Below are 17,609 nucleotides of genomic sequence, written 5' to 3'. Positions count from 1 at the left end.
CCTACAATGCCCGTTCGGGTGCGTGAGGGCCAGGGCTCGCAGCAATGCGCGCAATGCAGGCCCCGCGCGACGGTCACGGCAGGCGCTGCATGCGCTCTGCGCAACAGGTGCTGGCCCGTCCTAAAAGATTTCAACCACGAAGGAAACACCATGGAACATACCTTGCCCCCTCTGCCCTATGCGATTGACGCGCTGGCACCCCACTACAGCCAGGAAACGCTGGAGTACCACCATGGCAAGCACCACAACGCCTATGTGGTGAACCTGAACAATCTGCAAAAGGGCACCGAATTCGAAAGCATGACCCTGGAAGAGATCGTCAAGAAGTCTTCCGGCGGCATCTACAACAACGCAGCCCAGATCTGGAACCACACCTTCTTCTGGAACTGCATGGCCCCCAACGGTGGCGGCGAGCCCACCGGCGCCCTGGCTGACGCCATCAACAAGAAGTGGGGCAGCTATGCCGCCTTCAAGGAAGCCTTCGTGAAGTCGGCCGTGGGCAACTTCGGCTCCGGCTGGACCTGGCTGGTGAAGAAGGCCGATGGCTCGGTGGACATCGTCAACACCGGCGCCGCCGGCACGCCCCTGACCACGCAAGACAAGGCCCTGCTGACCGTGGACGTCTGGGAGCACGCCTACTACATCGACTACCGCAACCTGCGTCCCAAGTTCGTCGAGACCTTCCTCGACAAGCTGGTGAACTGGAAGTTTGCCGAGCAGAACTTCGCCTGATCGAAGCACCTGCCAGCAATGTGCACGCGCAACGTGCACGCAGCGCCCAAAAAGCCCCGAAAGGGGCTTTTTTGCTTTCTGGCTGAGGCCGGGGGGCCGCCGTTCAGCGGCGCTGACCGCGCAGCCGCCACCCCGTCCACAGCGCCGTGCACACCAGCAGCAGCGTGGCGCCGGCGATCACGGCGCTGAAACCCTGGCCGAAGGCCGTGCGTGCCAGTTCGGTCAACTGGTGCGCGGCCTGAGGCCTCAGCTGTTCGGCGGCCAGCAGGGCTTCGTCCAGGCTGTCGCGCACGGAATCGGGCAGGGCCAGGCCCAGCCCCTCAGGCAGGCGCAAAGAGCCTGCGTACACGGCCGACAGCAGGCTGCCCATCAGCGTCACGCCCAGGGCGCCGCCCAGCTCGTATGACACCTCCTCGACCGAAGCCGCCATGCCTGCACGGTCTGCGGGAGCGCTTTGCATGATGGTGCTCGACGCCGTGGTCATGGCCGCGCCTATGCCCAGGCCCAGCAGGGCCAGCGCCCCCGCCTGCGGCCACCAGCCCATGTCATGGACCAGCAGGTAGCCGCCCATGCCCAGGCCCGACAGCAACAGGGAGGCCGGCAGCATGCGGGCCCCACCCAGTCGCGGCAGCCAGTGGCCTGCGACGGGGCCGGCAACAAAGGCGGCCAGCGGCAGCGGCAGCACGGCCAGGCCCGCCTGCAGCGGAGACAGGCCCTGCACCAACTGCAGGCGCTGGCTGAAGACCAGTTCCATGCCGATCAGCGCTGCCGCAGCCACCAGGGCCGAGGCCACAGCCGTGGCAAACGCCGGGTTGCGGAACAGCGCGAAGTCCAGCAGCGGGTCGCTGCTGCGGCGCTGGCGCCGCACGAACAGCGCGAGAAAGCCCAGGCCCAGCACCAGGGCCACGGCGGCCAGGGCCCAGTCGGGCGACTGTTTGCCGGCTTCCTTGATGGCGTAGGTGCTGCCCACCAGGCCTGCCATGACCTGCAATGAGCCGATGAAGTCCCAGGGCCGCTCCGAGGTGGCCGTGCCTGCGGGAATCAGCCAGCCGGCCAGGGGCAGGGCGAGCAGCACGATGGGCACATTGATCAGGAACACCGAGCCCCACCAGAAGTATTCGAGCAGCAGCCCGCCCACCACCGGCCCGAATGCCGCGCCGCCCGAGGCCACCGAGGCCCAGATGCCGATGGCCAGCGCGCGCTCGCGCTCATCGGCAAAGCTCAGGCGGATCAGGGACAGCGTGGCCGGCATCATCATGGCCGCGCCCACGCCCAGCAGCGCGCGCGCCGCAATCAGCAGGGCGGGCGAGGGCGCAAAGGCCGCGCACAGCGATGCCAGGCCGAACACGTACAGCCCGGCCATGAACAGCCGCTTGTGGCCGAGCCTGTCGCCCAGCGTGCCCATGCCCAGCAGCAGGCCGGAAACCACCAGGGCATAGATATTGACGATCCACAGCTTGGCGGAGGCCGTGGCCGCCAGGTCATGCGTGAGGCGCGGCAGTGCCGTGTAGAGCACCGTCATGTCGATGACGATGAGCAGCAGCGCCACCGAGACGATGGCCAGCACCAGCCAGCGGCGCGGGTCGGCCGCCAGAGATTTGGAGGGATGCCCCGCAGCGGGGACCCGGTTTTGCGTCGTGAACGCCATAAAGCACCTGTTTGCCCCTGGCCTTGTGGGCCGGAGCTTCCTTTGGATGAAAGCCGCAGTTTCCATCAATAAAATGCTTTATCAAAGTTTGATTCAATCCATAAAATTGATGAATGGAATGGACACTGGACAGACTGAGGCATTTCGTGGCGGTGGCCGAGGCCGGCACCATGACCGAGGCTGCGCGCCGCCTGGGCCGTGCGCAATCGGCCGTGAGCACGGCCATCGGCCTGCTGGAGGCCGATCTGGGGCTGGAGCTGTTCGACCGTGTGGGACGCCATGTGCGGCTCACGGCCGCAGGCGAGGTCATGCTGCTGGAGGCCCGGTCCCTGCTGCACCAGGCCCAGGCCATGGACCACCGCGCACGCGCCCTGGCCGCAGGCGGGCAGGCGCGCCTGGCCGTTGCGCTGGACGAGGCATTGCCCTATGTGCCGCTGGCCCAGCTGTTCAAGGAGCTGGCGGCACGCTTCCCGGCCATGGAGCTGACCGTGCTGAACGGCACGGCCTCCGAAGTGGCCGAGCATGTGGCGGCGCAGCGTGCCCAGGTCGCCTTCCAGTTCGACCGAGCGCCTGCGCCGGCCACCTGTGCCCAGCGCCATATCGGCAGCGTGCCGCAGACCATTTGCGTGGCCAAGGGCCATGTGCTCGATGGCGCAGAGCCCTTGACGCGCAGGCAGCTGGCCGCGCACCGCCAGTTGCTGATGCACATCGAGGGCGTGGAGGACACCGTGCTCAGTCCCGCCGTCTGGCGCTCCAACAGCTTCTATGTGATTGCCGACATGGTGGCCGACGGCCTGGGCTGGGCCATCCTGCCGGTCAATATTGCCGAGTTCGGCGATCTGCGCCCGCATCTGCGGCAACGCGCCTGCGAGGGGCTGGCGCTGCCGCCGCTGACCGTGCGCATGCTCTGGCTGGAAGGGCTGGCGCCCGGGGTCGAAGCGCTGTGGATGCGCCAGCGCCTGGCCGAGCTGCTGGCCTTGATGGCCACGGCCTGAGCGGTCTGGGCTGGCGCGGGCGTTGGGGCCGTGTTCAGGTGCAGGCAGCGGCTGCGTCTTCGGCAGGCGGGCTCTCTTTCGCTCGTGCCTGGCGTGCGGCCAGCACGCCCAGGGCCCACATGACAGCACCGGCCAGCAGCGCCACCACGAAGGAGATGCGCGCGCCCCACAGGTCGGTGGCCCAGCCGGCGGCGGCCGCGCCCAGGGCCACGCCCATGGCAATGCCGGTCAGCAGCCAGGTCATGCCCTCCGTCAGGCGCTGGGGCGGCACCTGCTGCTCCACCAGGCCCATGGCCACAGTGATGGTCGGGCCGAAGGTAATGCCGGCCAGCAGCACGGCCAGGGTCAGCGTGAACACATTGGTGGCCAGCAGCAGGGGCACGGCCGTGATGCAGACCGAGGCGCCCACCCAGGCGATCTGGCGGTGCAGCGGCGCCTTCAGGCGCAGCGTGCCGAACACCAGTCCCATCACGCAGGAGCCCAACGCATAGAACGAGAGCACGATGCTGGCCGCCGCCGGCTGGCCCTGCTGCGTGGCAAAGGCCACGCTGGCCACGTCGATGGTGCCCACGATGATGCCCTGGGCCAGCATGAACAGCGCCAGCGTGCGCACCACGGGATGGCGGGCCAGCGACTGCTGGCGCGTGCGCCGCTGCGATGTGTCCACGGGTGGCTCTGTACGGCGCTGGGCCACGAACAGCGCCACGCCCACCAGCAGCAGCAAGGAGGCGGCCAGCGGCCCGGCCTCGGGGAACAGCACCATGCTCAGGCCGACCGACAGGGGCGGGCCGACGATGAAGCAGACATCGTCCAGCACGGCCTCCAGCGCATAGGCCGTCTGCAGTTGTGGCGTGCCGCGCAGCAGCACGGTCCAGCGCGCACGCACCATGGCCGGCATGCTGGGCAGGGCACCCACCAGCGCTGCCAGCACCAGCAGCAGCCACTCCGGTCCCTGCCAATGCGCGCAGGCCAGCAGCGCAAACATGGCGGCAGCACTCACGGCCGCTGCCCAGGGCAGGACCTTGCGCTGACCATGGCGGTCCACCAGGGCCGAGATGCGGGGCGCCAGCACCGCGATGGACAGCGCAAAGCAGGCAGCGACCGCGCCGGCCAGCGTGTATGCGCCGCGCTGCTGGGACAGCATGGTGATCAGGCCGATGCCCGTCATGGAAAGGGGCAGGCGGGCCAGGAGACCGGCCAGCACAAAGGCGGCCGTGCCGGGCCGGGTGAACAGCTGGCGGTAGGCGTGGAGCATGGAAACCTCGGAAAAACGGACAGGCCGCTGCAATCACATACGCGGCGTATGTCAGCGATTCTACGGGCTGCCCGTGACGCGCCGTATCATTGGCATACGTTTTGTATGTGAATGGAGTGCGCCATGCGCAAAAGCCGGGCCAGCATGATCGAGGAGACACGCGCCAAGCTCATCGAGGCTGCGCGCGAGGCCTTTGGCAGCCAGGGCTATGCCCAGGCCTCCATGGACGAACTGACGGCCAAGGCCGGCCTGACGCGCGGCGCGCTGTACCACCATTTCGGCGGCAAGCCGGGCCTGCTGGCCGCCGTGGTGGCGCAGATGGATGCCGAAATGGACGCACGCCTTGAGCAGGTGCTGGCCGACCATGCAGATCCATGGGAGGGGTTCCTGGCCTACTGCCGTGCCTACCTGGCCATGGCGCAGGAGGGCGAGATACGCCGCATCGTGCTGCAGGATGCGCGCGCCGTGCTGACGGGCACGGACCAGGGCGAGCAGCACCGTGCCTGCATCGCCTTCGTGGCCGGCTACCTGGAGCAGCTCATGGAGCGCGGCGTGATCGTGCGTGCCAATCCGCTGGCCATGTCGCGCCTGCTCAATGGCTGCCTGGTGGAGTCGGCATTCTGGATTGCCGAGGAAGGGGCGCCCCCCGAACGCCTGCAGCAGGCGCTGCAGGCGCTGGAGCTGACGCTCAAGGGGTGGAAGGCGCCTGCGAGGGGCTGACCGCCCTCGCTCGTGCTTCACTCGTACTTCTTTTCCAGCGCGTCCCAGAACGGCTTGTTGACCAGGCGCTGGCGCTCGGCAAAGGGGGCGACCACGGCGGGGTTCTCGTCCACCCTGCGCTCGTTGCGCAGCTGGCCCAGCGCCTTTTGCATGCCGGCCACGGCGCCTTGCAGCGCGGCATTGGCATACAGCACCAGGCCATAGCCCAGGTCTGCCAGTTCGCCCGCGTCGGTGATGGGCGTCTTGCCTCCGATCACCATGTTCATCAGCTGCGGCGTGGACAGGCGCTGGGGCAGGGCGCGGATTTCTTCGGCCTGGGTCACGGCCTCCACGAACAGAATGTCGGCTCCCGCCTCGGCAAAGCGCTGGGCGCGCTCGACGGCAGCCTCGAAGCCCTGCGTGGCGCAGGCATCGGTGCGCGCCATGATCAGCGTGCCCTGGTCGCGGCGTGCGTCCACGGCGGCCTTGATCTTGCCCAGCATTTCCTCGGTGGAAATCACTTCCTTGCCATTGAAATGGCCGCAGCGCTTGGGGCTGATCTGGTCCTCGATCTGGATGCAGTCGGCGCCCGCGCGCTCCAGCGTGCGCACGGCGTGGTAGGTGTTGAGCGCGTTGCCGAAGCCGGTGTCGGCATCCACGATCAGCGGCAGATCCACGGCGTCGCGGATGCGGGCCGTGTGGTCGGCGATGTCGGTCAGGCCCATGAAGGCCTGGTCGGGCAGGCCGAACCACATATTGGTCACGCCAGCGCCGGTCACATAGATGGCCTCGAAGCCGAGATCGGCCACGACGCGCGCGGACAGTGCGTTGAATGCGCCGGGCACGAGCACGCCGCGGCGCGCTTCGGCCAGGGCCTTGAGTTGTTGCTTGGTGTTCATGGAGGGTTCTGTCGGATGAGGAAAAGTGCTGCGCGGGTGGGCGCTCAGTCCAGCGTGATGTTGGCGTTCTTGATCACCGGGCCCCACTTGGCGCGTTCGGCCTCGATGAACTTTCCGTAGGCCTGGGGTGTGCCGCCCATGACCATGCCGCCCGTGTTCTCGATCATGGCGCGCACCTCCGCGTCCTTGAGGGCCTCGTTCACGGCCTTGTTCAGGCGCTCGATCACGGCCGGCGGCGTACTGGCCGGCGCGATCATGCCCAGCCAGTTGTACGACTCGAAGCCCTTGATGCCCGCCTCATCCAGCGTGGGCACGCCGGGCAGCACCTTCAGGCGCTGCTTGCTGGACACGGCCAGCGCCTTGACCTTGTCGCCCTGGATGGCAGGCAGGGCCGCATAGCCCATCTCGAACATGAAGGCCAGGTGGCCGCCCATCAGGTCGGTGGCTGCCAGCGCGCCGCCTTTGTAGGGCACATGGACCATTTCCGTGCGCGTCTGGAAGGCCAGCAGCTCGCCCGACAGGTGGTGGGCACCGCCCACGCCCGACGATCCATAGGTCAGCGTGCCGGGCTTGGCCTTGGCTGCCGCGACCAGTTCGGCCACGGTCTTGAACGGCTGGTTGGGCGCCGTGGTCAGGATCAGCGGCGCCTCTTCGATCAGGATGATGGGCTGCAGGTCGCGTGCGGCGCTGTAGGGCAGCTTTTTCATCAGCATGGGATTGGTCACCAGCGGACCCGGCGAGCCGAAACCGAAGGTATGGCCGTCCGTGGCCTTGGCGATGGCATCCGTGCCCGTCACGCCGCCCGCGCCGCCGCGGTTGTCGATCACGATGGGCTGGCCCAGGCTCTGGCCTATCTTGTCGGCGATCTTTCGGGCCCGCGTATCGGCAAAGCCGCCAGCCGCATAGGGCACGATGAGCTTGATGGGGCGCGAGGGCCAGGCATCTGCGCCCTGGGCCACGGCGCTGGCGGGGGCAGCGAGCAGGGCGGCAGCGGTGGCGATGGCGCTGAGGGCCAGGCCCATGCCCAGGCGGAGGGTGTTGCGGCGGGTATTCATGGTGTCTTGTCTCGGTTGGGATCGGTGGTGATGGCGCAAGCGGTTCACTTTTCCTGCATGTTCGCGGCCTTGACGATCTCGCCCAGGCGCTTGCGTTCGGCGTCTGTGAACTTCACGAACTCGGCGCGCGTGCCGCCGATGGGTTCGATGCCCAGGCCCTTGAGCTTTTCCACCGTGGCCGGCTCCTTCATGGCCTTGTCCACGGCGGCGGCCAGCTTGTCCAGGATGGCAGGCGGCGTCCCCTTGGGCGCATGGATGCCGGCCCAGTGCGCGATCTGCAGCTCGGCAAAGCCCTGCTCCACGGCGGTGGACAGCTGCGGATAGGCCGAGATGCGCTGCGTCCAGGTGGTGGCCAGGGCCTTGAACTTGCCTTCGTTGAGGATGTGGGGCAGGGCGATGATGCTGGCCTCCGACGTGCCCTCCACCTGCCCGCCCAGCACGGCCGTCGTGCTCTCCGACCCGCTCTTGTAGGGCACGGGCTGCAGCTGGGCGCCGTACTTCACGTTCAGCATCTCGGCCACGAAATGCGGCGTGCTGCCCGTGCCGGCCGTGGCGAAATTGAAGCCCTGGCCCTTCTTCGATGCCTCGACGAAATCGCGCAGGTTCTGGTAGGGCGCGTTCTTGGGAACCACGATCACGGACGGCGCCAGGCCGATCATGGCCACCGGAACCAGCGCATCGTCCTTGAACGGCATGGTCTTCTTGATCATGCTGTTGGAGATCACGCCAGCCGCGCTCACCAGCAGGGTGTAGCCGTCGGGCTGGGCCTTGGCCACGATGTCGGCGCCCACCGTGCCTCCCGCACCCGCGCGGTTGTCGACCACCACGGGCTGGCCCAGGATCCTGGACGCGCCTTCGGCAGCCGATCGTGCCATCAGGTCATTGGCGCCGCCTGCCGAGAACGGCACCACCAGGCGAATGGGGCGGGTGGGCCAGGCATCGGCGGCGCCGGCAGCCCGTGCAGCGACGGAGCAGGTCACGCCGGCCAGCGGCAGCGCGGCGGCAAGCAGGGTGGCCAGGGCGGTGCGGCGGGGCAGGCGGGATGGCTGGTTCATGGGGTCTCCTGGAAATGCTTGAAATGATTGAAACGCCTGGCCTGTTGCAAGTGGCATGCCACCGGATCAAAGGGTAAACCCTTGATATCGCAAGTTGTTGATGTGAATGGGTTTTGTGTTTCTTGAAAAGCCTGCTCTGCAGGCATTCATCGATTCGCCCGGTGCGGTGTTGCATGAATGAAATAATCGGTTGCATGAATGAATCAGTTGTGCCTTCCATGCATGCAACCCCTTCCGGCCCCCGCGCAGCCTGGCCGCGCGTCGTCACCGTGGGCCGCCACCGCATCGGCCGCGTGCTGGAGCGCATGTCGCTGGCCGTGGGCGACCAGGTGCGCGTGGAGCATGTCAGCGCGGCCTTTGACGATGCCGTGCAGGCCGTGCGTGCGCTGCAGGCGGTCGAGCCCATAGACGCCCTGGTGGCCGCAGGGGCCAGCGGCGCCTGGGTGCGCGAGCGGGTTGATATCCCCGTCGTCATGATCGAGGTGCGCGGGTTCGATCTGCTGCAGGCGCTGGCCAGCGCACGTGCACTGGCCCAGTCCGGCGGCACGCCGCGCATCGGGCTGGTGTCGTTCGACCATCCCTCGCCGCATCTGGCCCAGTTCGACGCGCTGTTCGGCGCCGGCATTGCGCAGTTCAGCTACCACGGACCCGAAGATGCCCAGGCCTGCGTGCGTGCGCTGCAGGCCGCCGGCGTGGGCGCCGTCGTCGCGCCGGGCCTGGTGGCCGACCTGGCCGAGCAGGCCGGCATTCCCAGCGTGCTGCTGTACTCCGATGGCGCCGTGCTGCAGGCCCTGCGTGACGCCGTGCTGCTGGCCCGCCACCGCCATGCCGAGCGCGCCCGCCACCAGCGGCTGGAAACCGTGCTCGGCCAGTTGCAGGACGGCGTGGTCGCCGTGGACACGCAAGGCCGCATCCAGGCCCTGAACCCCACTATGGCCGCGCTGCTGGGCGCGCCCGCCAATGCGCTGCATGGCCGGCTGCTGGACGAGGTGGCACCCGCGCTGGCACTGGCACAGGCGCTGCAGTCGCAGTCCCTGGAGCCCGAAGGCAGTGAAGACGTGGTCCAGCTGGCCATGCGCACCCTGGTGGTACGGCGCGCGCCCATCGTGGAAAACGGCCAGCTCACGGGCGCCTTGCTGGTCTGCCGCGACCCGGCCACCATCCAGCGTGCCGACCGCCACCTGCGCGCCAACCGCAGCCTGCGCGGCGCGGGCGTGCGCTGGCGCATCGAAGACTACGCGGGCGACAGCGGGCCCGCCCAGCGCGTGCGCCGCCTGGCGCGCCAGTTCGCGGCCAGCGATGCCACCGTGCTCATCCAGGGCGACAGCGGCACGGGCAAGGAGTTGCTGGCCCAGGGCATGCACCGCGCCAGCCGGCGCGCGGCCCAGCCCTTCCTGGCGGTGAACTGCGCGGCCCTGGGCGAAAGCCTGCTGGAGAGCGAACTCTTCGGCTACGACGAAGGCGCTTTCACCGGCGCGCGGCGCGGCGGCAAGACCGGGCTGATCGAGGCGGCCCATACGGGCACCTTGTTCCTGGACGAGATCGGCGACATGCCGCTGGCCCTGCAGTCCCGCCTGCTGCGCGTGCTGCAGGAGCGCGAAGTGCTGCGCGTGGGCTCCACCACGCCCGTGCCGGTGGACCTGCGCGTCATCGCCGCCACGCACGCCGATCTGGCGGCCCTGGTCGAGCGCGGTGAATTCCGGCGTGACCTGTTCTACCGCCTGGCCGTGCTGCGCCTGTCCATGCCCGGACTGCACGAACGCGGACCGGCCGATGTCCATGCCCTGGCCCGCGCCATGCTGGCGCGGCGCCTGCGCACGCAGTCGCTGCAGGCGGAAGGGCCATCGCTGGAGCCCTTGCTGGCGGCCTTGCTGGAGCTGGCATCCGGCCACCGCTGGCCCGGCAATGCGCGAGAGCTGGACAACTGGGTGGAACGCCTGCTGGCCTGCCGCCACGACCTGCGCGACAGCGCGGGCCGCGTGGACATGGGCCGCTTGCGGGAGCTGTTTCCTGAATGCGACGGGGCTGGGCAGGGTACCGTTCAGGCCCTGCCAGCGCAGCAGCGGCAACTGCAACTGCGCGAGGCCCGGCGCGATGCCGAGCGCCAGCGCATGCGCGAAGTGCTGGAGCAGGTACAGGGCGACCAGCGCCGCGCTTGCGAGATCCTGGGCATCAGCCGGGCCACGTTGTGGCGCAGGCTCAGGGCGCCGGACTGATCAGGGTGCATGGCCACCCAGCCGCTCGGCCAGGAAATCCATCAGCACGCGCAGCTTCAGTGGCAGATGTCTGGTGGGCGGGTGAAGAATCCACAGCTGGCCGCTGTAGTTGGGCAGGAAGCTCCAGTCCGGCAGCACCTGCACGATGCGCCCGTCCGCCAGGGCCTGCCGTGCCGTGAAGCGGGGCAGGCTGGCGATGCCGATGTGCTGCAGCACGGCGTCCAGCCGCACACCGGTGTGGTTGGCCGCATAGCGCCCGCGCACGGCCACGGTGACGGTCTTGCCGCGGCCGCGCAGCTTCCAGTGCGCGTCGCCGGGCTCCTCTCCCAGGTAGATGCAGCTGTGGGCCTTGAGGTCCAGCGGATGTGCGGGCGTGCCGTGCCGGGCCAGGTACTGGGGCGAGGCGCACAGCAGATGGTCGATGTCCATCAGGTGGCGGCCCATGAGCCCTGGCGGCGGGTGGTTGGTGATGCGTATGGCTAGGTCCACGGGGTCATCGATCAGGTCCATATAGCGGTCTTCCAGCCGCATTTGCACGTCGACCTCGGGATACAGGGCCAGGAAGTCGGGCATGTGGGGATGGACCACGGTATGGCCCACGGCCTTGGGCACGCTGATGCGCACCAGGCCGCGCGGCTGCGCGTCCTGAAGCAGGGATGCAGCCATGACGGCCTGCGCGGCGCCCACCATGTCCAGGCAGCGCGCATGCACTTCGCGGCCGGCCTCGCTCAGGCGCAGCTTGCGCGTGGTGCGTTCCAGCAGGCGCAGGCCCAGCGCCTTTTCCAGCCGCGCCACGCCCCGGCTGGTGGCCGATGGCGTGCTGCCCAGCTGACGCGCGGCCTCGGAGAAGCTGCCCGTGTCCACCACCTTGACGAAGATGGCCATTTCCCCGAACAGGGGCAGGGCTTGATTTGTGCTCATGGCGCAAAGAATATTTGAAAAGCCAAGGGATTATCGCGGCTGAACGCCAGTCCTACACTGCCACCCCATGCCTTTGCACACCTTCACTCCCCTTATCCCGTCCCATGCCCTGAGCCAGGCCAGCGGCCAGAACATCTGGCTCAAGCTGGACGCGCTGCAGCCTTGCGGATCATTCAAGCTGCGCGGCATAGGCCATGCCTGCGAGACCCTGGCGGGCCAGGGCAAGAAGGGCTTTGTGGCCTCGTCGGGCGGCAATGCCGGCATTGCCGTGGCCTATGCGGGACGGCAGCTGTCGATGCCCGTCACCGTGGTCGTTCCCCAGACCACGACCGAGCATGCACGGGCATTGATCCGCGCCCAGGGCGCCGAGCTGATCGTGCATGGCTCCGTCTGGGACGAGGCCAATGCGCTGGCCCAGTCCCTGCTGGGTGCCGACGATGCCTTTGTCCACCCGTTTGACGATCCGCTGCTGTGGGCCGGGCATTCCACCCTCGTCGACGAACTGGCCGCAGCCGGCTTCAAGCCCGACGCCGTGGTGCTGGCCGTGGGCGGCGGCGGCCTGCTGGCCGGCGTGGTGCAGGGCCTGGAGCGCCACGGCTGGACCGATGTGCCCGTGATCGCGGCGGAGACGGCCGGCGCCGATTCCCTGGCGCAGTCCCTGGCCCAGGGCCGCCGCGTACTGCTGGACCGCATCACCAGCGTGGCTACTTCGCTGGGCGCGCGCCAGGTCTGCCAGAGGGCCTTCGATCTGGCGCAGGTGCACCCCGTGCGCAGCGCCGTGGTGACGGATGCGCAGGCGCTGCAGGCCTGCCTGCGCTTCATTGACGACCATCGCCTGCATGTGGAGCCGGCCTGTGGCGCCGCGCTGGCCCTGGCCTACGGGCGCGCTCCTGCGTTGCAAGGCTTCCAGCGCGTGCTGGTGGTGGCCTGCGGCGGCACGACGAACACGCTGGAGCAGCTCCAGGCGTGGCGTGGGGCGGCGCTGGCAGCCGAGGCGTGAGCACGGCTGCGGCCTGAAGTCCCGGCCCGCGCATTCATGCGGCGTTCAACACCTCGCCGGGGACCCTGATCCAGCCTTCCATCAGGATGCGTGCGCTGCGGCTCATCAGGGCCTTGGTCACCTGCCACTGGCCGTTCACCAAACGGGCCTCGGCGCCCACGCGCAGCGTTCCGGAGGGGTGGCCAAAGCGCACGGCGCTGCGCTCGCCGCCGCCTGCCGCCAGATTCACCAGCGTGCCCGGCACGGCCGCTGCGGTGCCGATGGCCACGGCAGCCGTGCCCATCATGGCGTGGTGCAGTTTGCCCATGGACAGGGCGCGCACCAGCAGGTCCACGTCACCCGATTCAATGCGCTTGCCGCTGGATGCCGTGTAGGCGGCCGGTGGCGCCACAAAGGCGATCTTTGGCGTGTGCTGCCGTCTGGCGGCCTCGGCCAGGTCCTTGATCAGCCCCATCTGCAGCGCGCCGTGGGCGCGTATGGCCTCGAAGCGGGCCAGGGCCTCGTCGTCCGTGTTGATGGCGTCCTGCAGCTCGCAGCCCGTGTAGCCCAGGTCCTGGGCGTTCAGGAAGATGGTCGGAATGCCCGCGTTGATCAGCGTGGCCGCCAGGCTGCCCACGCCGGGCACGTCCAGCCGGTCCACGAGGTGGCCTGTCGGGAACATGGCTTCGCCATCGTCTCCTTCATCGGCGGGATCCAGGAACTCCAGCGCCACTTCGGCGGCCGGGAAGGTCACGCCATCGAGCTCGAAGGAGCCGGTCTCCTGGACCTGGCCTTGCGTGATGGGCACATGGGCCACGATGGTCTTGGCGATGTTGGCCTGCCAGATGCGGATGGTGACCGTGCCGTTGCGAGGAATGCGCGCGGGATCTATCAGTCCCATGTGGATGGCGCAGGGCCCCACGGCGGCCGAGAGGTTGCCGCAGTTGCCGCTCCAGTCCACAAACGGCTGGTCGATGGCGACCTGGCCAAACAGATAGTCCACGTCATGGCCTTCCCGCGTACTGGGAGCCAGGATCACGGCCTTGCTGGTGCTGGACGATGCATTGCCCATGCCGTCGATCTGCTTGCCGTAGGGGTCGGGGCTGCCCAGGGCGCGCAACAGGATGGCGTCGCGCACGGGTCCGGGGTGCCGGGCCGCCTCGGGCAGATCCTGCAGGCGAAAGAACACGCCCTTGCTGGTGCCGCCGCGCAGGTAGGTGGCAGGGATGCGCAACTGGGGAAGAAAGGTTTCGGGGATCGCGCCCATCTCAGGCCTCCTGTGCTGTTGTTCGTATCTGTGTCTGTTCTTGCGGTCTGCCGATCGCCGGAGCGCGCAGCCTCTGGCGGCGGTTGATGCCCATGGACGGTGTCCCCTGCGGTGTCAGGCGATGGCAGTAGGCCAGGTTTGTTGCAAGCGCCATGCCATCCGCATCAAGGGAAAACCCGTGCAAGCCTTGCAGCGCGCCAGCACAGGGCGTGTGCACTGCGGTGCTGGCTGCCGCCGCAACATTCGTTTCACTGTTGTTTCAAAATTGCTGCTTTTGATTTCATGGATGAGGGAGTGTGCAACGGTTCGGTCCCCAGTCCCACGCCGGCCTGCGGAGCTCTCTAGGGTTTGCCCGGGCCAGCCTTCAGCAAGTGTGCTTGCAGACGATAGAGGAAGGGTGTTTGTAGGATTTGTCTTATCCATGGTTCGCCTGCCGCGTGCCGAAATCCATTTATCCTCGCGCTCTGCTCCACATGGCCTGTACTGCCCTTTCCGGTGAACCTGCCATGGGGCTGGCAACGAGCGGTTCCGTGCTCCTGGACCGATTTCCCGTGACCGCCTATTCCGCCTTAGCCGCTCCATGTCAGTTTTTGCCCAGCGCACGCTTGTAGCCATCCGGGCCGCTTGGCCAGCCGCAACCGTCATGGCGGTGGGCATGTGCCTGAGCGCTGTGCTTGCCTTGCAGCAGCAGCGGGCGCTGGAGCGTATCGACCTGCAGCGCCATACCCAGCAGGCCCAGTCGGCCCGCCAGGCGCTGGAGATGCGCCTGGATGCCTACGCGGTCATGGTCCAGCATGTGGCCAACCAGCTGGCCGCCTCTCCCGAGATGGGGCAATCGGCCTTCGCGCGCATGGCGCAGGCGCTGCGCATACAGGCGCAGCCGGGCATGCAGGCGCTGTCCTTTACACGGGCCGCAACGCAGCGCGGTCTGCCCGGCCAGGATCAGGCCTTCACCGCCCGGCCCGGGCCCCACTATTTCTTCATCGACTATCTCTGGCCGCTGGAGGGCAACGAGTCCATTGCCGGCCTGGACATGCACGACCGCCCCAGCCTCATGGCCAGCATGGTGCGCAGCCGCGACAGCGCGGCCGCCGTGGTCTCGGCACCGTTTGCGCTGAAGCAGCCCGGCGAGCATGCCACCGCCGTGCTGGTGCGCGCGCCTGTCTTTGCGCTTGTGGACCACCAGTCCCCGGACGGGGAGGCCGCGCAGCCGCTGTTTCTGGGGACTGCCGACGTCAGCGTGCGCGTGCACGACCTGGTGCAGGACCTACATGAACGCGGCTTTCTGCGCCGGCTTGCGCTGGCCATGCATGACGCAGGCCCGACCTCGCCCCTGCCGCCGGCCGGCATATCGCCGCTGCCGCTGTACCTGGGCGCGGCCTGGCCGGAGCGCGGGCAGGAGGCGGCCGGCATGGGCGACACCGGCCAGGTGGTGCTGGAGCAGACGCTGCAGGCCCAGGACCGGCTGTGGCGGTTGAACTTCATTCCCATGGGGACGGCCCTGTCCTGGATCGAGCGTGTCCAGCCCCTGGTTCTTTTCGCGCTGGGCATGCTCGTGTCGGCCCTGCTGGCGTCGCTGGCGGCGGCCTGGTGGCGGCGCCATCCTTCCAGCTGGGCCCAGCTGCGCGCCTCCTCCCGCAGCATGCGCGAGAGCGATGCCCGCTTTCAGGCCCTGTTCGAGCAGGCTGCCGTGGGCGTGGTGCAGGTCGATGCGGCCAGCGGCAACGTCCTGCATGTGAACCGCAGGTACTGCGACATTACGGGCCATGAGGCGCAGCAGCTGTGCCAGCGGCCCCTGCTGGCCCTGTTGGCGGCCGAAACCCTGGAGGGCGACCGGGTGCTGCTGCAGGAACTGACGGCGGGCCAGCGCGGGGCCCTGCAGATCGAGCGGCAGCTGCGGCGCCGCGACGGCACCCTGGTCTGGGTGGAGCTGCATATCTCCGCGCTGGGCCATGGCCCGTCCCGGCGGCTGATGGCGCTGGTGCAGGACATCAGCGCGCGGCGCCACCTGCAGCAGATGCAGCGCGATGGATCGCGCCATCTGCGCATGGTCATCCAGCGCCTGCCTCTGGGCTTGGCCATGCTTCAGGACGACGGCCGCTTCGCCTACTGGAACGAGGAATTCATGCGCCTGGCGGGCCACGGTGCCACGGCCGGCATGGATGGTGATGGCTGGTGGTGCAACATGTGTCCCGATGAAGCCCGCCGCCTGCGCATGCAGCGCCGCTTCGAGGCCGCGCAGGCGAGGGCGCGCGTGGCACAGAGCCTGCACAGCGGCGAGTCCGACAGCTGCGGCACCCTCAACTGCGAGGAATACCAGCTCATGGGCAGCGATGGCCGCACGCGTTCCGTATCGATAGGCGGTATGCTGCTGGACGAAGGCTGCCTGCTGATCCTGCAGGACCAGAGCCAGCGCAAGACCGCCGAAGAGGAAATCCGCCGCCTGGCCTTTCACGACGCGCTCACCGGCCTGCCCAACCGCCGCCTGCTGGTGGACCGGTTGCAGCAGGCGCTGGCCTCCAGCCGCCGGCGCGGGCGCTGCGGCGCCGTCATGCTGCTGGACGTGGACAACTTCAAGGCCTTCAACGACAGCCTGGGGCTGGAGCTTGGCGATGTGCTGCTGCGCATGATTGCCGAGCGCCTGGCGCAGTCCCTGGGGCCCGAGGCCACGCTGGCCCGCCACAGCGGCGATGACTTCGTCGTGCTGCTGGAGGACCTGGGCAAGGACTCCATGCATGCGGCCTCGCAGCTGGAAGGCGAGGTCCAGCGCATGCGTTCGCTGCTGCAGCAGCCGCTGCAGTTGGCAGGCCAGTCCTGCCACATCACGATGAGCATTGGCGCCAGCCTGTTCGGCGAGCAGGAACTGAGCGCCGACGAGGTGCTGCGCCGCGCCGAAATGGCCATGTACCAGGCCAAGGGCATGGGGCGCAACACGCTGCAATTCTTCGATCCGCAGTTGCAGGCCGTGCTGCGCTCTCGCACGGCCATGGAGCAGGAAATGCGCGAGGGCCTGGTGCGCAGCCAGTTCGTCCTGTACTACCAGCCGCAGATGGCGCACGGACGCATCGTGGGCGCCGAAGGCCTGCTGCGCTGGAACCACCCGCGCGAAGGGCTGGTGCCGCCCTCGCTCTTCGTCTCGCTGGCCGAGGAGACCGGCCTGATCCAGCAACTGGGCGAATGGGTGCTGGGCGAGGCCTGCAGGCAGCTGGCGCAATGGGCGGCGGACCCCGAAATGGCCTGCATGGTGCTGGCCGTCAACGTCAGCCCGCGCCAGTTCCACCAGGCGCGCTTCGTGGAGCAGGTGCTGCAGGCGCTCAAGGAGCACGGCGCCAACCCGCGCCTGCTCAAGCTGGAGCTGACCGAAAGCCTGCTGCTGGCCGACGTGGACGACACGGCCGCCAAGATGGCCACGCTCAAGGCCCACGGTGTCGGCTTCTCGCTGGATGACTTCGGCACAGGCTATTCCTCGCTGGCCTATCTCAAGCGCCTGCCGCTGGACCAGCTCAAGATCGACCGCAGCTTCGTGCGCGACGTGCTCAGCGACCCCAACGACGCGGCCATTGCGCGCACCATCGTCGCCCTGGGCACCAGCCTGGGACTGCAGGTCATTGCCGAAGGCGTGGAAACCGAGGCGCAGCGCCAATTCCTCGAAGACCAGAGCTGCCACGTCTGGCAGGGCTACCTGCTCAGCCCGCCCGTGCCCGTGCGCAGCTTCGAGGCCCTGGTGCGCGAGGCCGCCCCCTTGCAGCGCCCCCCGGCCTTGAGCCCCGCATGCCTGACCCCGCCGGCGCAACACCGGCCCGAAGTGGCGGAATGCACGGACGCCAGCACGGGGCCAGAGGTCCCTTCAAACCATTCTTGACATTCGCAGCGGCCCCGCCCGGGCCG

13 protein-coding genes are annotated in these 17,609 nt (G+C 68.5%); 6 read left to right on the top strand and 7 right to left on the bottom strand.

The genetic code is table 11. From position 1 onward, the window contains the following. Positions 1-150 precede the first annotated feature (150 nt). On the top strand, positions 151-732 hold the full coding sequence (locus ACF8ME_RS13510) for a superoxide dismutase (RefSeq protein WP_016445904.1): 582 nt from the start codon (positions 151-153) through the stop codon (positions 730-732). Positions 733-835: 103 nt separating this feature from the next. On the opposite strand, the gene ACF8ME_RS13505 is transcribed toward ACF8ME_RS13510, so the two are convergent. Beyond that, positions 836-2,380: an MFS transporter gene (locus tag ACF8ME_RS13505; RefSeq protein ID WP_392416910.1), complete on the bottom strand. Its 1,545-nt coding sequence runs from the start codon at positions 2,378-2,380 to the stop codon at positions 836-838. A gap of 113 nt (positions 2,381-2,493) precedes the next feature. Between ACF8ME_RS13505 and ACF8ME_RS13500 the strand changes: the two genes are divergently transcribed. Further along, on the top strand, positions 2,494-3,375 hold the full coding sequence (locus ACF8ME_RS13500; protein ID WP_016445906.1) for a LysR family transcriptional regulator: 882 nt from the start codon (positions 2,494-2,496) through the stop codon (positions 3,373-3,375). Positions 3,376-3,409: 34 nt separating this feature from the next. On the opposite strand, the gene ACF8ME_RS13495 is transcribed toward ACF8ME_RS13500, so the two are convergent. Continuing rightward, positions 3,410-4,630, bottom strand: coding sequence for an MFS transporter (locus ACF8ME_RS13495; RefSeq protein ID WP_392416908.1), 1,221 nt, complete (start codon positions 4,628-4,630; stop codon positions 3,410-3,412). A 123-nt stretch (positions 4,631-4,753) separates the two neighbouring features. Here ACF8ME_RS13495 and ACF8ME_RS13490 point away from each other — a divergent pair, with 123 nt between their 5' ends. Then, on the top strand, positions 4,754-5,350 hold the full coding sequence (locus ACF8ME_RS13490; protein ID WP_026062285.1) for a TetR/AcrR family transcriptional regulator: 597 nt from the start codon (positions 4,754-4,756) through the stop codon (positions 5,348-5,350). A gap of 17 nt (positions 5,351-5,367) precedes the next feature. On the opposite strand, the gene ACF8ME_RS13485 is transcribed toward ACF8ME_RS13490, so the two are convergent. From ACF8ME_RS13485 to ACF8ME_RS13475, 3 genes are read right to left on the bottom strand one after another with little or no spacing between them, the layout of a single operon-like run. Beyond that, positions 5,368-6,228, bottom strand: coding sequence for an oxaloacetate decarboxylase (locus ACF8ME_RS13485; protein ID WP_016445909.1), 861 nt, complete (start codon positions 6,226-6,228; stop codon positions 5,368-5,370). 44 nt (positions 6,229-6,272) lie between these two features. Further along, entirely contained in the window at positions 6,273-7,283 is a 1,011-nt protein-coding gene (locus ACF8ME_RS13480; protein WP_392416906.1) for a Bug family tripartite tricarboxylate transporter substrate binding protein, read from the bottom strand. Between the two features lie 44 nt (positions 7,284-7,327). Then, positions 7,328-8,338 (bottom strand): tripartite tricarboxylate transporter substrate binding protein, encoded by a 1,011-nt coding sequence (locus ACF8ME_RS13475; RefSeq protein ID WP_017405022.1) that lies wholly within the window; start codon positions 8,336-8,338, stop codon positions 7,328-7,330. Positions 8,339-8,556: 218 nt separating this feature from the next. Between ACF8ME_RS13475 and prpR the strand changes: the two genes are divergently transcribed. Further along, positions 8,557-10,554: a propionate catabolism operon regulatory protein PrpR gene (gene prpR / locus ACF8ME_RS13470; RefSeq protein ID WP_392416905.1), complete on the top strand. Its 1,998-nt coding sequence runs from the start codon at positions 8,557-8,559 to the stop codon at positions 10,552-10,554. On the opposite strand, the gene ACF8ME_RS13465 is transcribed toward prpR, so the two are convergent. Continuing rightward, positions 10,555-11,475 (bottom strand): LysR family transcriptional regulator, encoded by a 921-nt coding sequence (locus tag ACF8ME_RS13465; RefSeq protein WP_016453509.1) that lies wholly within the window; start codon positions 11,473-11,475, stop codon positions 10,555-10,557. It lies immediately after the preceding gene. Positions 11,476-11,542: 67 nt separating this feature from the next. Here ACF8ME_RS13465 and ACF8ME_RS13460 point away from each other — a divergent pair, with 67 nt between their 5' ends. Then, the gene (locus tag ACF8ME_RS13460; protein ID WP_392416904.1) at positions 11,543-12,475 is read left to right on the top strand and encodes a pyridoxal-phosphate dependent enzyme; all 933 of its coding nucleotides are present in this window, start codon (positions 11,543-11,545) and stop codon (positions 12,473-12,475) included. 34 nt (positions 12,476-12,509) lie between these two features. Here ACF8ME_RS13460 and prpF read toward each other — a convergent pair whose 3' ends face one another. Continuing rightward, the gene (gene prpF / locus ACF8ME_RS13455) at positions 12,510-13,721 is read right to left on the bottom strand and encodes a 2-methylaconitate cis-trans isomerase PrpF (RefSeq protein WP_392416902.1); all 1,212 of its coding nucleotides are present in this window, start codon (positions 13,719-13,721) and stop codon (positions 12,510-12,512) included. Between the two features lie 655 nt (positions 13,722-14,376). Between prpF and ACF8ME_RS13450 the strand changes: the two genes are divergently transcribed. Further along, positions 14,377-17,583: an EAL domain-containing protein gene (locus tag ACF8ME_RS13450; protein ID WP_392416900.1), complete on the top strand. Its 3,207-nt coding sequence runs from the start codon at positions 14,377-14,379 to the stop codon at positions 17,581-17,583. Positions 17,584-17,609: the final 26 nt, after the last annotated feature.

The sequence above is a fragment of the Delftia sp. WSY_7 genome, assembly GCF_043104845.1.
Taxonomy (GTDB): domain Bacteria; phylum Pseudomonadota; class Gammaproteobacteria; order Burkholderiales; family Burkholderiaceae_C; genus Comamonas; species Comamonas tsuruhatensis.
Note: the sequence above shows the minus strand (reverse complement) of the source record. Positions and strands in the feature narration are given on the sequence as shown.